At 73.4% G+C, this 15301-nt stretch carries 14 protein-coding genes and 1 pseudogene; 10 read left to right on the top strand and 5 right to left on the bottom strand.

The genetic code is table 11. The features are described from left to right. Window positions 1-12: 12 nt before the first annotated feature. A pseudogene (locus tag FGW31_RS01625) lies at window positions 13-1665 on the top strand (amidohydrolase family protein); the annotation flags it as partial. Between the two features lie 10 nt (window positions 1666-1675). Here the strand turns inward: FGW31_RS01625 and FGW31_RS01620 are convergent. Both FGW31_RS01620 and FGW31_RS01615 read right to left on the bottom strand, forming a co-directional pair. After that, the gene (locus tag FGW31_RS01620) at window positions 1676-3256 is read right to left on the bottom strand and encodes a glycerol-3-phosphate dehydrogenase/oxidase (RefSeq protein ID WP_142191469.1); all 1581 of its coding nucleotides are present in this window, start codon (window positions 3254-3256) and stop codon (window positions 1676-1678) included. Continuing rightward, window positions 3253-3912: a TetR/AcrR family transcriptional regulator gene (locus FGW31_RS01615; RefSeq protein WP_142191468.1), complete on the bottom strand. Its 660-nt coding sequence runs from the start codon at window positions 3910-3912 to the stop codon at window positions 3253-3255. The genes FGW31_RS01620 and FGW31_RS01615 overlap by 4 nt, the downstream gene beginning before the upstream one ends. A 72-nt stretch (window positions 3913-3984) precedes the next feature. On the opposite strand from FGW31_RS01615, the gene FGW31_RS01610 reads away from it, so the two are divergent. Further along, window positions 3985-5577 carry an FAD-binding oxidoreductase gene (locus FGW31_RS01610; RefSeq protein ID WP_161173629.1) on the top strand — a complete coding sequence of 531 codons (1593 nt, stop codon included), beginning with the start codon at window positions 3985-3987 and terminating at the stop codon, window positions 5575-5577. Window positions 5578-5635: 58 nt separating this feature from the next. Next, window positions 5636-6517, top strand: a complete 882-nt coding sequence (locus tag FGW31_RS01605; RefSeq protein ID WP_142191467.1) for a YegS/Rv2252/BmrU family lipid kinase — start codon at window positions 5636-5638, stop codon at window positions 6515-6517. A gap of 7 nt (window positions 6518-6524) precedes the next feature. Here the strand turns inward: FGW31_RS01605 and FGW31_RS01600 are convergent, their stop codons facing one another. Next, window positions 6525-6959, bottom strand: a complete 435-nt coding sequence (locus FGW31_RS01600) for a hypothetical protein (RefSeq protein WP_142191466.1) — start codon at window positions 6957-6959, stop codon at window positions 6525-6527. Between the two features lie 77 nt (window positions 6960-7036). Between FGW31_RS01600 and FGW31_RS01595 the strand changes: the two genes are divergently transcribed. The 6 genes from FGW31_RS01595 (at window position 7037) to FGW31_RS01570 (ending at window position 11901) form a co-directional block, all read left to right on the top strand. Further along, window positions 7037-7738 carry a helix-turn-helix transcriptional regulator gene (locus FGW31_RS01595; RefSeq protein ID WP_220510959.1) on the top strand — a complete coding sequence of 234 codons (702 nt, stop codon included), beginning with the start codon at window positions 7037-7039 and terminating at the stop codon, window positions 7736-7738. A 22-nt stretch (window positions 7739-7760) separates the two neighbouring features. After that, window positions 7761-8306 (top strand): DUF488 domain-containing protein, encoded by a 546-nt coding sequence (locus FGW31_RS01590; RefSeq protein ID WP_142191465.1) that lies wholly within the window; start codon window positions 7761-7763, stop codon window positions 8304-8306. Window positions 8307-8466: 160 nt separating this feature from the next. Further along, on the top strand, window positions 8467-8913 hold the full coding sequence (locus tag FGW31_RS01585) for a Fur family transcriptional regulator (protein ID WP_142191464.1): 447 nt from the start codon (window positions 8467-8469) through the stop codon (window positions 8911-8913). Between the two features lie 25 nt (window positions 8914-8938). Beyond that, complete coding sequence (gene katG, locus FGW31_RS01580; RefSeq protein ID WP_142191463.1) at window positions 8939-11155, top strand: catalase/peroxidase HPI; 2217 nt, start codon at window positions 8939-8941, stop codon at window positions 11153-11155. A 141-nt stretch (window positions 11156-11296) separates the two neighbouring features. Continuing rightward, complete coding sequence (locus tag FGW31_RS01575) at window positions 11297-11530, top strand: hypervirulence associated TUDOR domain-containing protein (RefSeq protein WP_142191462.1); 234 nt, start codon at window positions 11297-11299, stop codon at window positions 11528-11530. Further along, the gene (locus FGW31_RS01570; RefSeq protein ID WP_373303392.1) at window positions 11527-11901 is read left to right on the top strand and encodes a DUF3140 domain-containing protein; all 375 of its coding nucleotides are present in this window, start codon (window positions 11527-11529) and stop codon (window positions 11899-11901) included. The genes FGW31_RS01575 and FGW31_RS01570 overlap by 4 nt, the downstream gene beginning before the upstream one ends. A gap of 139 nt (window positions 11902-12040) precedes the next feature. Here FGW31_RS01570 and FGW31_RS01565 read toward each other — a convergent pair whose 3' ends face one another. Continuing rightward, window positions 12041-12190 carry a hypothetical protein gene (locus FGW31_RS01565; protein WP_233452344.1) on the bottom strand — a complete coding sequence of 50 codons (150 nt, stop codon included), beginning with the start codon at window positions 12188-12190 and terminating at the stop codon, window positions 12041-12043. Window positions 12191-12442: 252 nt separating this feature from the next. On the opposite strand from FGW31_RS01565, the gene FGW31_RS01560 reads away from it, so the two are divergent. Beyond that, window positions 12443-13315, top strand: a complete 873-nt coding sequence (locus FGW31_RS01560; RefSeq protein WP_220450340.1) for a trypsin-like serine protease — start codon at window positions 12443-12445, stop codon at window positions 13313-13315. A gap of 73 nt (window positions 13316-13388) precedes the next feature. Here the strand turns inward: FGW31_RS01560 and FGW31_RS01555 are convergent, their stop codons facing one another. Next, window positions 13389-15056 (bottom strand): cellulose-binding domain-containing protein, encoded by a 1668-nt coding sequence (locus FGW31_RS01555; RefSeq protein ID WP_142191460.1) that lies wholly within the window; start codon window positions 15054-15056, stop codon window positions 13389-13391. Between the last annotated feature and the right edge of the window lie 245 nt (window positions 15057-15301).

Here is a 15301-nt window from a genome sequence, read left to right as displayed (position 1 = left end):
GGGACGTGCGCAATGGCCCCCACGTACCGCGGACGGCGTCGACTCGCCGTTCTGTCCCTGCTGCTCCTCGTGCTCGCCGCGGCCCTCGGCCCCACGCCCAGTTCGGCGGCCGGCAGCGCATGGTGGGAGCCGTCCGCCCGGCCCGAGCCGGACTCCCGGATCGGCGTCACCGGTGAGCCGTTCACCGGCACGAACGCCGCCGGCGAGGTGCGCGGGTTCGTCGACGCGCACAACCACGTCCTGTCCAACGAGGCCTTCGGCGGCCGGCTCATCTGCGGCAAGGCGTTCTCCCACCAGGGCATCGCCGACGCGCTGAAGGACTGCCCGGAGCACTACCCCGACGGCTCGCTCGCCGTGTTCGACTTCATCACCAACGGCGGCGACGGCCGGCACGACCCGGTCGGCTGGCCCACGTTCCGGGACTGGCCCGCCCACGACTCGCTCACCCACCAGCAGAACTACTACGCCTGGATCGAACGGGCCTGGCGCGGCGGCCAGCGCGTGCTGGTCAACGACCTCGTCACCAACGGCGTGATCTGCTCCGTCTACTTCTTCAAGGACCGCGGCTGCGACGAGATGACGTCCATCCGGCTCCAGGCGAGGCTGACGTACGAGATGCAGGCCTACGTCGACGCCATGTACGGCGGGCCGGGCAGGGGCTGGTTCCGGATCGTCACCGACAGCGCGCAGGCCCGCGAGGTGATCGAGCAGGGCAGGCTCGCGGTCGTCCTCGGCGTCGAGACCTCCGAACCGTTCGGGTGCAAGCAGATCCTCGGCATCCCGCAGTGCGACCGGACCGACATCGACGCCGGACTGGACGAGCTGTACGCGCTGGGCGTGCGCAGCATGTTCCTGTGCCACAAGTTCGACAACGCGCTGTGCGGGGTGCGCTTCGACGAGGGTGCGCTCGGCACCGCGATCAACGTCGGGCAGTTCCTGTCCACCGGCACCTTCTGGCGCACGGAGAAGTGCTCCGGCCCGCAGCACGACAACCCCATCGGCCTCGCCTCCGCGTCCGGCGCGGAGCGCCTGCTGCCGAAGGGCGTCGCGCTCCCCTCCTACGACGCGGACGCGCGCTGCAACGTACGGGGGCTGACCGGTCTCGGTGAGTACGCGGTGCGCGGCATGATGCGCCGCGGCATGATGCTGGAGATCGACCACATGAGCGTCAAGGCCACCGGCCGGGTGCTCGACGTCTTCGAGTCCGAGGCGTACCCCGGCGTGCTGTCCTCGCACAGCTGGATGGACCTGAACTGGACCGAACGCGTCTACGGGCTCGGCGGGTTCGTCGCCCAGTACATGCACGGCTCGAAGGACTTCGTCGCCGAGGCGGAGCGCACCGAGGCGCTGCGCGACGCCCACGGTGCGGGCTACGGCTACGGCACGGACATGAACGGCGTCGGCGGCTGGCCGGCCCCGCGCGGCGCGGACGCCCCGGACCCGGTCACCTACCCCTTCCGCAGCGCCGACGGCGGCTCCGTCCTCGACCGGCAGACCACCGGCGAGCGCACCTGGGACCTGAACACCGACGGCGCCGCGCACTACGGCCTCGTCCCCGACTGGATCGAGGACATCCGGCGCGTCGGCGGGCAGGACGTGGTCGACGACCTGTTCCGGGGCGCCGAGTCCTACCTCGACACCTGGGGCGCGACCGAACGGCACCGGCAGGGGTGACTCAGACGCCCCGGGGCAGTGCCCCGTCGAGGAGGGCGCGGACCGCGTCCAGCGCCGCCGCCCGGTCGGCGGGGACGAGTCCGATGCGGGTGCGGCGGTCCAGCAGGTCCGCCTCGTCCAGTGCGCCCTCGTGGCGCAGCGACCACAGCAGTTCGGCGCCGGTGACCGGATGGCCGGGCAGCACCGGCTCGGCGAGCCGGGGGTCCCGCGCGGCGAGCGCCAGCACCGCCGGTGCCTCCGTGCCGTGGCGCCGCACCAGGCGGCGCGGTGCGGGCAGGCCGTCCAGCACGTGCGGCGGCGCGGCACCGACGAGGGGGAGCGCGGCCGTGGGCGAGGGGCCGGCTGGCAGCCGGCGCAGGCGCACGGCGGTGTCCACGGCGTCCTCGGCCATGCGCCGGTAGGTGGTGAGCTTGCCGCCGACGACGGTGACGACGCCCTCGCCGGAGGTGAGGACCGCGTGCCGCCGCGACAGGTCGGCGGTCCTGGGCGCCGTGCCCGGGCCCTCCGGTGCGGTGTCCAGCAGGGGGCGCAGTCCGGCGAAGGCGCCGACGACGTCCGCACGGCGCACCGGCGCCCCGAGGACGGAGCACAGCACGTCGAGGAGGAAACCGATGTCGGTCTCCGGCGCCTGCGGGACGTCGGGGATGTCGCCGTCCACGGGTTCGTCGGTGAGGCCGACGTAGACCCGGCCGTCGTCCTGGGGGAGGACCAGGACGAAACGGTTGGTCTCCCCGGGGATCGGGATGTGCATGCCCGCCGGCAGCGGGCCGAGGCTCTCGGGGCGCAGGACCAGGTGGGTGCCACGGGAGGGGCGTATGCGGACGCCGTCGACGAGCCCGCCCGCCCAGACACCGGCGGCGTTGATCACCGCGCGGGACCGGATCTCGCCCTCCTCGCCGGTGACCTCGTCCCGGACCCGGGCGCCGGCCGGGCCGAGGGACAGGGCCCTGACCCGGGTCAGGACACGCGCGCCGCGGCCGGCGGCCGTACGGGCGAGGGCGGTCACCAGGCGGGCGTCGTCGCTGAGTTGTCCGTCCCAGGACAGCAGTCCGCCGCGCAGTCCGTCGCCGCGCAGGGCGGGCGCGAGACGGCGCGTCTCCACCGCAGTGAGCCGGCGCGGCGGGGGCAGGGTGGCGCGGGCCGTGCGGGCGGCCAGGCGCAGCGTGTCCCCGGCCCGGAACCCGGCACGGGCCAGGGCGGCCTGGCTCCGGGAGACCAGCGGGGTGAGGGGCAGCACGAACGGCTGGGCGTGCACGAGGTGCGGTGCGGTGCGCTCCATCAGCACGCCCCGCTCCACCGCGCTCTCGTGGGCGACGCCGAGTGCACCGGAGGCGAGGTAGCGCAGCCCGCCGTGGACGAGCTTGCTGCTGAAGCGGGAGGTGCCGAACGCCAGGTCGTGGGCGTCGACGGCGACCACGCTCAGTCCGCGCGCCGCGGCGTCCAGGGCCACGCCCGCGCCGGTGACGCCGAGGCCGACGACCAGCACGTCGACGGTGCGGCCGCCCACGGAGTCGGTCAGTTCACGCGCCCGCCGGGCGGCGGACAGGGAGGAGCCGGGGGCGGGGCCGCTGGAGGCGTTCATGGCGTGAGGGTCCTTTCCAGGATGTCGCGCAGCTCGCCGAGGAAGGCCTCCGGGGCGAGTTCGGGGTCGTCCTCGTCGGTCATGGTCTGCAGGGACAGGGTGAAGGACTGCACGATCAGCAGGACCGAACGGGCCTGCCGCACGGGATGGCCGCGCCGCACCGAGCCGTCGGCGTGGCCCTCGCGCAGGGCGTCGGCCAGCAGCTCCAGCAGGGCGTCCTGGCTCGCTCCGCGGCGGTCCAGCACGTAGGGCAGGAGCAGTTCGGGATCGACGTCGAGGATCTTGCGGAAGAGCGGATGGGCGCCGAAGGCGCGGACGGCGGCCACCAGCCCCTCGGTGAGCGTGTCGCGTCCCGTCGTCCCGGGCCGGCGCTCGGGAATGGCGCCGGTGGCCACGGCGATCCACTCCCGGGTCATCAAGTCGCCCACCAGGGAGCGGACATCGGGCCAGCGTCGGTACAGCGTCATCCGGGACAGCCCGGCGCGGCGGGCCACGTCGGTGAGCGTGGTGCGGCGCACGCCGACGGCCAGGACGCAGTCCCGGACCGCGTCCAGCACCGCGTCGTTGTCCGAACCGCCGGAGGAACCGCCGGAGCCGCCGGGCGTGCCCGACGGGGAACCGCTGGCGGAGGAACCGTTGTGACGAATAGGCGTCATGTGTCACAGTGTAACGCCCGTGAGGCCGTCGGACGACGGCATCCCCGTTTCCGACCCGTGAGGACGTCAGCCATGGACATGCTGTGGAACGGCTGGGGCGACCCGGCCCGGGCCACGTCGCTGCCCGACACGGTGACCGGCCTGTTGCGCGACCTGCTCGGCGTCAGGCCGCCCGAGGCCGAGCCGCTCGCCCTGGAGGACATCGACGTCCCCGCCCACCCGCTGGCGCCCGCCGCGCACCGCGCCCTCGCCGCGGCCCTGGGCGACGCGGCCCATGTGCGCACCGACGCCGAGACCCGCGTCCGGCACACCCGCGGCAAGTCCACCCCCGACCTGCTGCGCATCCGCGAGGGCGACGTCAGCGCCGTACCGGCCGCCGTGCTCCTGCCCGCCGGGCACGACGAGGTGCTCGCCGTGCTCCGGGTGTGCGCCGAGCACGGCCTGCCCGTGGTGCCGTTCGGCGGCGGCACCTCCGTCGTCGGCGGCCTCGCGCCCGCACGGCACGGTGCCTTCGTCGCGCTGGACCTGCGCCGCATGGACCGCCTGCTCGACCTCGACCCCGTCTCCCGCACCGCCACCCTGCAGCCCGGCCTGCGCGCCCCGCGTGCGGAGGCGCTGCTCGCCGAACACGGCTTCACCCTCGGCCACTTCCCGCAGTCCTACGAATGGGCCACCATCGGCGGCTTCGCCGCCACCCGCTCCAGCGGCCAGGCGTCGGCCGGTTACGGCCGCTTCGACGAGATGGTGCTGTCCCTCACGCTCGCCACCCCCGAGGGCACCCTCGACACCGGGCGCGCCCCGCGCTCGGCCGCCGGGCCCGACCTGCGCCAGCTCGTCCTCGGCTCGGAGGGCGCCTTCGGCGTCATCACGTCCGTGACCGTGCGCGTGCGCCCCGTCCCGTGCACCCGCGTCTACGAGGGATGGAACTTCCCCTCCTTCGCGCAGGGCGCCACCGCGCTGCGCCGGCTGGCCCAGGACGGGCCCCGGCCGACCGTGCTGCGCCTGTCCGACGAGACCGAGACGCTGATCGGGCTGGCGCAGCCCGACGCGATCGGCTCCGGAACGCCGCAGTCGGCGGGCTGCACGGCCGTCGCCGGGTACGAGGGCACGGAGGAGGACACCGCGTACCGCAGGGAACACGCCGCGGCCGTGCTGCGCGAGTGCGGCGGCACGCCCCTGGGCGAGGAGCCGGGCCGGCGCTGGGCCGACGGCCGCTACTCGGCGCCGTACCTGCGCGACGCGCTGCTCGACGCCGGGGCCTTCGTGGAGACGCTGGAGACGGCGACCTTCTGGTCCCGCGTGCCCGAGCTGTACGCCGCCGTCCGTGACGCGCTCACCGCCACCCTCACCGAAGCCGGCACCCCGCCCCTGGTCATGTGCCACATCTCGCACGTCTACGAGAACGGCGCCTCGCTGTACTTCACCGTCGTCTCCGCGCAGGGCGAGGACGCCGTGGCGCACTGGACGCGCGCCAAGCACGCCGCCAACGAGGCGATCCTGGCGGCCGGCGGCACCATCAGCCACCACCACGGGGTGGGCACCGACCACCGCGACTGGTACGTCCGCGAGGCCGGCCCGCTGGGCATCGACGCCCTGCGCGCCGTGAAGCGGCGGCTGGACCCGGCGGGCCTGCTCAACCCAGGCGTCCTGCTGCCCGCCGACTGACCCCGCGCCCCGTCCGTCACCGACCCTTCCCGTCCCCTCGGCCGTACCGGAGGCACCCATGCGCCAGTTCACCGCCGTCGTCAACCCCACGGCCGGCGCGGCCGGCGCGGCCGCCGCGCTGCTCGCCCTGGCCCGGCACCTGCGCGTGGCGGGGGCCGACCTGCGGACCGAGTACAGCCGCAGCCTGGACCACGCCCGCGAACTGGCCCGTGAGGCGGGCCGGGACGGACGGGTCGTCCTCGCCGTCGGCGGGGACGGCATCGCGGGCGGCATCGGCGGCGCCCTCAGCGGAACCGGCGCCACGCTCGGCCTGGTCCCGGCCGGCCGCGGCAACGACTTCGCCCGCGCCCTGGGGCTGCCCCGGGACCCGGCGGCCCTGGCCCGCGTCCTGCTGCACGGCGAACCGCGGCCGGTCGACACCATCGAGGTCCGTTCCGCCGTCCACGACCGCACCGTCGTCCTGGGCAGCGTGTACGCCGGGGTGGACGCGCTCGCCAACCGGCACGCCAACCGCTCCCGGCTGCTCAAGGGCTCCGCGTCCTACTACGCGGGCGGCCTGCGCGCCGTCACCACCTGGCGCCCGGCCCGCTTCCGGGTCACCGTCGACGGCGAGGAGTACCCGCACACCGGCTACACGGTGGTGGCCGCCAACTCCGGCTTCTACGGCTCGGGACGGAACATCGCCCCCGGCGCCCGGGTGGACGACGGCCTGCTGGACGTCGTCATGATCCGGCACGCGCCCCGGCGGCTGTTCTTCGCCCTGATGAACGAACTCGGGACCGGTGCGCACGTCGACCGGCCCCAGGTGCGGATCCTGCGCGGCGCGCAGGTCCGCATCGAGGCCGACCGGGAGGTCCCCTACGGCGCCGACGGGGAGGTCGACGCGGTCCTCCCGGTGACCGCCCGCGTCCTGCCGGGGGCGCTGCGCGTGCTGTACTGACCGGCGGTCAGGAGCGCGCGTCGCCGTGCCGGCCGCGGGCCAGCAGGGCCAGCGCCACCGCGGCGAGCAGCAGCCCGAAGTCGCGCAGCGCGATGTCGTAGTACCCGGGGATCGTGAGCAGGTTGACGATGATGCCCGCGAGCCAGCCGGCGACCAGCCAGCCGCCGAAGCGCGGGGCGACGGCCACGACGACACCGGCCACGATCTCGATCACTCCGACCGCGTACATGGCCGCCTGGGCGCTGCCCGGGACGACGTCGTCGATCCACGGTGCGAGGTAGCCGGGCCAGTCGACGAGGACGTTGGCGAACTTGTCGAGGCCGAACAGGACCGGCGCCACGGTGAACGCCGTGCGCAGGACGAGGAACGCCTGGTACCCCGGGTCGGAGAGCCGGGCCCGCCGAGGGGGCGCCGAGGTGTCACCGGTGGTTGTGGAGGTCATGACTGTGCCCTTTCCGCTGGAGCCGCTCTAAAAACAACTTCCATTAACGATAGAATCTCGGTTCCGCTCTTTAGTCAATGGCTGCTGCTTTTACACTGGTGTTCGTGGACGACACGGAAGACGTACGCGACCAGGACATCTCCGCCATCGCCGCGCTCGACGAGCCCACGCGCCGACGGCTGTACGACTACGTGGTGGCCCGCCGGCAGCCGGTCGGCCGCGACGAGGCGGCCGAGGCCCTCGGACTGGCCCGGCAGACGGCCGCCTTCCACCTGGACCGGCTGGCCGCGGAGAACCTGCTCGACGTGCTCCACGTACGGCGCAGCGGCCGCACCGGCCCCGGCGCCGGCCGGCCCGCCAAGCTCTACCGCCGCTCGGCGGCACAGATCGCCGTCAGCCTCCCGGACCGGCGCTACGAACTCGCCGGCCGGCTGCTCGCCCAGGCCGTGGAGGAGTCCGACGCCACCGGCGAAGGCGTCCGCGAGGTACTGCACCGCAGGTCGCGGGAGTTGGGCGTACGACTGGCCGAGGAGAGCGGCGCCGAGGAGGTCGGACGCCTGCTGGAACGCCACGGCTTCGAGCCGCGGCCCGACGGCGAGTCCGTCGTCCTGGGCAACTGCCCCTTCCACGCGCTGGCCCGCACCCACACACGAACGGTGTGCGGCATGAACCTCCACCTGATGCGCGGAGTGCTCGAAGGGCTCGGCGAGCACCGACTCCAGGCCCACCTCGACCCCGAACCGGGCCGCTGCTGCGTCCGCCTGGACCCGGCGGCCTGAACCGGCGACGAGGAGACGTCCCGTGACCCCGCCCGAGCTGTCGACCTTCGGTCACGGCACCGCGGGCCGGGACGCGCTGGCCGCACTGCTGCACGACGCCGGGATCACCGCCGTCGTGGACATCCGGACCGCGCCGGGCAGCCGCCGCGACCCCGACCTGGCGCGGCACCGCCTCGCCCAGTGGCTGCCCGAGAAGCGCATCGCCTACCGCTGGGAACGGGACCTGGGCGGCTTCCGCACCCTGCCGCCCGACTCGCCCGACACGGTCTGGCGCAACGCCTCCTTCCGCGGCTACGCCGCCCACGCCCGCACACCCGAGTTCGTCACCGCCATGGACGCCCTGCTGGAGCAGGCCGCCCGGGAGCCGACCGCGGTGATGTGCGGCGAGTCCGTGTGGTGGCGGTGCCACCGGCGGATCGTCGCCGACTTCGCCGTCCTGGCCCGCGGCGTGCCCGTACGCCACCTGATGCACGACGGACGGCACACGCTCCACACCCCCACGCCGGGCGCCCGGCTGCGCGACGACGGACTGATCGTCTACGACGACACCGCCGCCGCGTCGCGCTAGCGGACCGGGCGGGACCGCCGCGACGCCCCGACTGCCGGAGCCGCGAAACCACCGACGGCGGTGCGCAACGCGGGAGTCACCCCCTGTTATCGGACACGGCCCAAGACTGGACCGGTTCGTTCTCTGGAATTATTCGTGTCTGGAGTTATAGGTTCGCCCCATGACCGCATCCCGGATCCCGACCGCGGCCGAGGAGCTGCGAGGTGCCGGCCTGCGCGTGACCGCCGCGCGCGTCGCGCTGCTCGAAACCGTCCGGGCCGGCGACCACCTCGGCGTCGAGGCCATCGCCGGCGGGGTGCGCGAGCGCGTCGGCCATGTCTCGCTGCAGGCGGTGTACGAGGGCCTGCACGCCCTCACCGCGGCGGGGCTGGTACGCCGTATCGAACCGGCCGGCAGTCCGGCCCGGTACGAGGGGCGTGTCGGCGACAACCACCACCACGTCGTGTGCCGCTCGTGCGGATTCGTCGCGGACGTCGACTGCGGGGCCGGCGAGGCGCCCTGCCTGACCGCGTCCGACGACCACGGCTTCACCCTCGACGAGGCCGAGGTCATCTACTGGGGCCTGTGCCCCGGCTGTTCCACCGCCCGCAGTGCCCGAGCACTGTGATCCACCTAGTTCCGGAAGGTTTCCCATGGCTGAGAACCCCGATGCGATCGTCACCGACGCGAAGACCGAGGGCACGGGTGGCTGCCCCGTCGCGCACGATCGCGCCGCGCACCCCACGCAGGGCGGCGGCAACCGTCAGTGGTGGCCGGAACGGCTCAACCTGAAGATCCTCGCCAAGAACCCCGTCGTGGCGAACCCGCTCGGCGAGGAGTTCGACTACGCCGAGGCGTTCAAGGCCCTCGACCTGGACGCCGTGAAGCGGGACATCGCCGAGGTGCTGACCACCTCGCAGGACTGGTGGCCCGCCGACTTCGGCCACTACGGACCGCTGATGATCCGCATGGCCTGGCACAGCGCGGGCACCTACCGCATCAGCGACGGCCGCGGCGGCGCCGGCGCCGGCCAGCAGCGCTTCGCCCCGCTCAACAGCTGGCCGGACAACGGCAACCTCGACAAGGCGCGCCGCCTGCTGTGGCCGGTCAAGAAGAAGTACGGCCAGAGCATCTCCTGGGCCGACCTACTGATCCTCACCGGCAACGTCGCCCTGGAGCAGATGGGCTTCGAGACCTTCGGCTTCGGCGGCGGCCGCGAGGACGTCTGGGAGGCCGAGGAGGACGTCTACTGGGGTCCCGAGACCACCTGGCTGGACGACCGGCGCTACTCCGGCGACCGCGAGCTGGAGAACCCGCTCGGCGCCGTCCAGATGGGCCTGATCTACGTCAACCCGGAGGGCCCCAACGGCAACCCGGACCCGGTCGCCGCCGCCCGCGACATCCGTGAGACGTTCCGTCGCATGGCGATGAACGACGAGGAGACCGTCGCCCTCATCGCCGGCGGCCACACCTTCGGCAAGACCCACGGCGCGGGCCCGGCGGACGCCGTCGGCGAGGCCCCGGAGGGCGCCCCGATGGAGCAGATGGGCCTCGGCTGGAAGAGCACCCACGGCACCGGCACCGGCAAGGACGCCATCACCAGCGGCCTCGAGGTCACCTGGACCAGCACCCCGACCCGCTGGAGCAACGGGTTCTTCAAGAACCTCCTCGAGTACGAGTACGAGCTCACCAAGAGCCCGGCCGGCGCCCACCAGTGGGTGGCCAAGGACGCCCCGGAGATCATCCCCGACGCGCACGACCCGTCGAAGAAGCACCGCCCGACGATGCTCACCACCGACCTGTCGCTGCGCTTCGACCCGGTCTACGAGCAGATCTCCCGCCGCTTCTACGAGAACCCGGAGGAGTTCGCGGACGCCTTCGCCCGCGCCTGGTACAAGCTGACCCACCGCGACATGGGCCCGAAGTCGCTGTACCTCGGCCCGGAGGTCCCGGAGGAGACCATGCTGTGGCAGGACCCGCTGCCCGAGGCCGAGGGCGAGGCCATCGACGCCGCCGACGTCACGGCGCTGAAGGCGAAGATCCTCGACTCCGGCCTGACCGTCCCGCAGCTGGTCTCCACCGCCTGGGCGTCCGCCGCCACCTTCCGCGGCAGCGACAAGCGCGGTGGCGCCAACGGCGCCCGGATCCGCCTGCAGCCGCAGAGCGGCTGGGAGGTCAACAACCCCGACCAGCTCGCGCAGGTCCTGCGCACCCTGGAGGCCGTCCGGGCCGAGTTCAACACCGGCGCCAAGAAGGTCTCCCTGGCCGACCTCATCGTCCTCGGCGGCGTGGCGGCCGTGGAGAAGGCCGCCAGGGACGCCGGTGTCGACGTCGAGGTGCCCTTCACGCCGGGACGTGTCGACGCGACGGACGAGCACACCGACGCCGAGTCGTTCGCGGCGCTGGAGCCGACGTACGACGGCTTCCGCAACTACGTCGGCAAGGGCAACCGGCTGCCGGCCGAGTACCTGCTGCTGGACCGCGCCAACCTGCTCACCCTGAGCGCCCCCGAGATGACCGTCCTGGTCGGCGGCCTGCGGGTGCTGGACGCCAACCACAACGGCTCCCGGCACGGTGTCCTGACCGAGACGCCGGGCACGCTGACGAACGACTTCTTCGTCAACCTGCTCGACCTGGGCACGACCTGGACGTCCACGTCGGAGGACCAGACCACGTTCGAGGGCCGTGACGCGGCCACCGGCGAGGTCAAGTGGACCGGCACGCGCGCCGACCTCGTCTTCGGCTCGAACTCCGAGCTGCGCGCGCTCGCGGAGGTCTACGCGAGCGACGACGCCAAGGAGAAGTTCGTGCAGGACTTCGTCAAGGCGTGGGACAAGGTCATGAACCTCGACCGGTTCGACCTCGTCTGATCCGTCCGCACCACTGAGCACCGTCCGGGCCGGCCCTCTTCGGGGCCGGCCCGGACGCGTCCTTCGCCCCCGGGATGCGCATCGGCCGCCCACCCGCGAGGGTGGAAGCGAGCCGATCGCGGACCGGAGGAGGTGCCTGGGATGAGCAAGGGAAAACGCCGCGGCAAGGACTTCCGCAAGGGCGACGAGGTCGCGTGGAGCAGCCACGGCAGCGAGACGACGGGCAAGGTCGAGAAGAAGATCACCGAGCGCACCGAGGCGGCCGGACGCACGGTCGCCGCCTCGCCGGAGGAGCCGCAGTACGAGGTGCGCAGCGACAGCTCCGGCAGGTCCGCGGTCCACAAGCCCTCCGCGCTCGAGCGGAAGAAGAAGTGAGCGCCGTGGACCGCGAACGCGAGGACGAGACCTGGAAGGAGTTCCAGGAACTGGTGAACATGAAGCCGGCCGAACTCCAGCAGTGGCTCCAGACGCCGGAGTCCGAAAGCGCCGGCCAGCACCCCGACGGCGGCGAGTCGACCGGCCACGCGTCCGGCCGCCGCATCGTCGGCATCCTCCGCACCCGGCGCGCGGACCTCTCCGACGACGACTACGCCCACATGCGCAAGGTCGTCGGCTATATCCGCCGCCACCTCGCCCAGCGCCCGTCCGGCGACGTACGCGACACCCGCTGGCGCCACTCCCTCATGAACTGGGGCCACGACCCGGTCGCCGACGGACACCGGGACGAGCCGAACGACCGGCCCTAGGAGGACCTCCGGGAGCGACCGTCGGTGTCCTTCACGCACGCGGGCGTTCCGGTGCGGCGCGAACGGCCGCCCCTGGGCCCGAGACGCCCGGGGACGGCCGTGGGGCAGGGACGCCAGCCGTCGGGGACGGCCGTGCGGGTCAGGGACGCCAGCCGTCGGGGACGGTGCCCTGCCGCACCTGGTAGGTGCCACTGCACCGCCCGTTGTCGGGATCGCCCCGGATCTTGATGGTGTCGACGTCGTTCGCCCAGGTGGTGCCGTTGGGGTGGGCGTAGTTGCCGAGGTTCACGGCGGTGTTCCGCGGGATGCAGAGGTACGCGTCGGGCGAGTGAGTGGTGTCGACGGGAAGCGGCGCACACGCACACGCGCGGGTACGAGCAGCCGTGCAAACGCGGGCGTGCGCGCCACTGCGGCCTCCCGGACCCGCCGCCTCCGCCCACGCCCGGTCCGGCCGGCCTTGCCGCAGCCGATCACACACGCTTCAATGCACCTCACCCCCACAGGAGGAACGCCCCACCCACACCCAGCAAAGGGGTTCTTCTTGACCGCCATACGCGCCACCGCCGTCGCCGCCGCGGCCTGCGCCACCGTCCTCGCCGTCGCGACCCACTCGTCGGCGATCAACTCCTACAACGCGACACCCGCCCCGGAACGCACCGAGGTCGGCGCCCTCGTGGCCACCTGGGACAACGACGGGGATCCGGCGACCCCGGACCGGGTCGACTGGGTCTGCTCCGGCACCATGATCGACGCGGACACCTTCCTCACGGCGGCCCACTGCACCACCGACTGGCCGGACAACGTGCGTTTCCACGTCTCGCTCGACCAGGACGTGCAGGCCGGACTGGACGCCGCCGCGAAGAAGTACCCCGGCGACCCCGCAGCCCAGGCACGCGCCGTCGCCGTCGAGGGCACCGCCCACAGCCACCCCGGCTACCCGGGCCCCGCCGCCGACACCCACGACATCGCCGTCGTCGAAGTGCCCGCGCGGAAGATGGCCTCCCGCTGGTCCTTCACCCCCGCCACCCTGCCGACCGCCGGCCTGCTCGGCGAGCTCGGGACGCGGCAGCTCGACTCCGCCGACTGGGTCGTGGCCGGATACGGCACCCAGGAGGCCGTGAACGGCCCCGGCGGCCAGACCCACCCGGGCGGTGGCGTCCGCATGAAGGCGCCGGTGACCTTCGACGCCCTCAACGACGCCTGGGTGCGCCTCGCGATGACCGCTCCGCAGGGCAACGGCGGGGCCTGCTACGGCGACTCCGGCGGCCCCAACTTCGCCGTCCTGGACGGCCGCAGGGTCCTCGCGGCGACGACCATCACCGGCGACAGCCCCTGCTACGCCACGAACGTCACCTACCGGCTGGACACTCCGGGGGCGCGCTCCTTCCTGTCCCCGTTCGTCGACCTGCCGTAGGCGGCGGTCCACGGCGGCTTCCGGCCGCCGCGCCCGGTGCGTGTGCCCGGGCGCGGCCGCCCGGCCGACGGGTTCAGGATCCGGTGCAGGTGAAGGTGTGCGGTGCCGTCGGGGAACCGCCGGTGACCGTGAAGCCGAAGGACGCCGAGGCGCCCGGTGGCACGGCACCGTTCCACGACGCGTTGCGCACCGTAACCGTCTGGCCGGTCCCGGTCGCCACGCCGTTCCAGACGCTGCCGAGGGACTGGCCCGCCGCGAGCGTCATGCCGACCGACCAGCCGTCCAGGGCGCCGGTGCCGTCGTTGCGCACGGTCACCTCGCCCTGGAGACCGCCGGACCAGCTGTTGACCGTGCGGTAGGAGGCCGTGCATCCGTCGCCCGGCGTGCCGGGACCGCCGCCCGTCGCACCACCGCTGTCCCCGCCCGTGGAGCCACCGGTGCCACCCGTGGAGCCACCGGTGCCACCCGTGGTCGTGCCGGTGCCGGTGAGGTCCGGGGTCTGCCAGTCCCTCCAGGCCGACAGGTCACCGGACTTGGCCGGTGAGACCCGGAACACCCCGGACGAACCGCCGGACCGCAGCAGGAACTTCTGGATGTTCTGCTGCAACGGCGTCCGCCATTCCGGGCGGGCCGCGCAGTGCGTGCCGTCCCGTACGTCGGACCAGTAGCTGATGTTCCCGCCCGCGCCGAGCGCCTTGTACACCTCCGCCCCGCCCAGTGCGGCCACGCTGCCCGAGCGGGCGCCCAGCCAGTCGATGTGCGGGTTCTCCATGACCAACAGCCCGCGCGGGGCGACCATGCCGACGATCTCGTGGGTGTCCACGGGCAGCGCGGCGGGATTGCCGGTGAAGGAGCCGAACGCGTCGCCCAGCCACGGCTGTTCGGAGTAGGCGCTGCTCAGCGGCTGGGCACCGCTCTCGCCGGGGATCCCGCGGAAGATGCCGGTTCCGCCGCTGCCCGACTCGATCGGCATGGTCAGCGCGATGCGCTGGTCGAACGCGCCGGCCACGAACGCGCCCTTGCCGAACCGCGAGCATCCGGTGACCCCGGTGGCGTCCGCCCGGAGCACACCGCCGTCGGACTGTTCGATGACGTCGATGACCCGGCTCACCCCCCAGGACCAGGCCATGAGCAGACCGGTGCTGCTGGAGGAACCGTAGAGGCTGTAGAACGCGCCCTGCTTGGTGCCGCGCGGCGCGCCCTCCTTCCCCAGCGCGTAGGGGTCGAGGGAGATGACGGCCGCGCCGGAGTTCTTGATGGTGGCGGTGTCCGCTCCCATCCCGCCCAACACCACCACGGCCGGGAACGGCCCGGTGCCGGCGGGCAGTTCGAGGCCCGCGGAAAAGCTCGCGCTCCGTCCCTGGTGCGTCACCCGCACCGTGATGCCGGTGCGCGACACGGAGCCCGTGACGCTGTCGGGCCTGGCCGGCTTCTGCCCGTAGACGTGCCGCTCCGCCAGCTCCCGGATCTCCGCCCGGCGGCAGCGCCAGTCGGCGGCGGTGGAGATCCGCGTGCCGTCCAGCTTCCTGAAGGGGTCGGGGAGCCGGGATTCGGATGCCGGGGAGCCGGTGTCGGCCACGGCGCAGTCGGCGCCGTCGTCCTCCACGCCGGGCCCCGCCTCGGCCGCGGGGACGAGGGTGTCGGACGGGCCGGCGTGGGGCAGTTGGGCGGCGGCGAGCGGGACGGCGGCGAGCGCGAGGACCGCCGCTGCCCAGGCCCGGGCCCGGTGTCGGAAGCGCATCAGTACCTCCAGAGGGGTCGGAGCGCTCCCAGGCTAGGAATGGCATCAGGAACATGACAACAACAAGGACGCGTGCGCCTGAGGTTGGCGCTTTCGGTCCCCTGTCGAAAACCCGAAACCACCCATGATCTGCCCGGACTTGGAAGTCATGGGTGCCGAAACCCCACGTGGGGACGGGGGATGGAGCCGAAACTTTCGAGCGTGCGGTGACGCGTTCCGGCTCGCAGGCGGGATCGGGGTGCGAA

Source organism: Streptomyces calvus, assembly GCF_006782915.1.
In the GTDB taxonomy this organism is placed as follows: Bacteria; Actinomycetota; Actinomycetes; order Streptomycetales; family Streptomycetaceae; genus Streptomyces; species Streptomyces calvus.
This window is presented reverse-complemented; position numbering and strand designations above follow the sequence as displayed.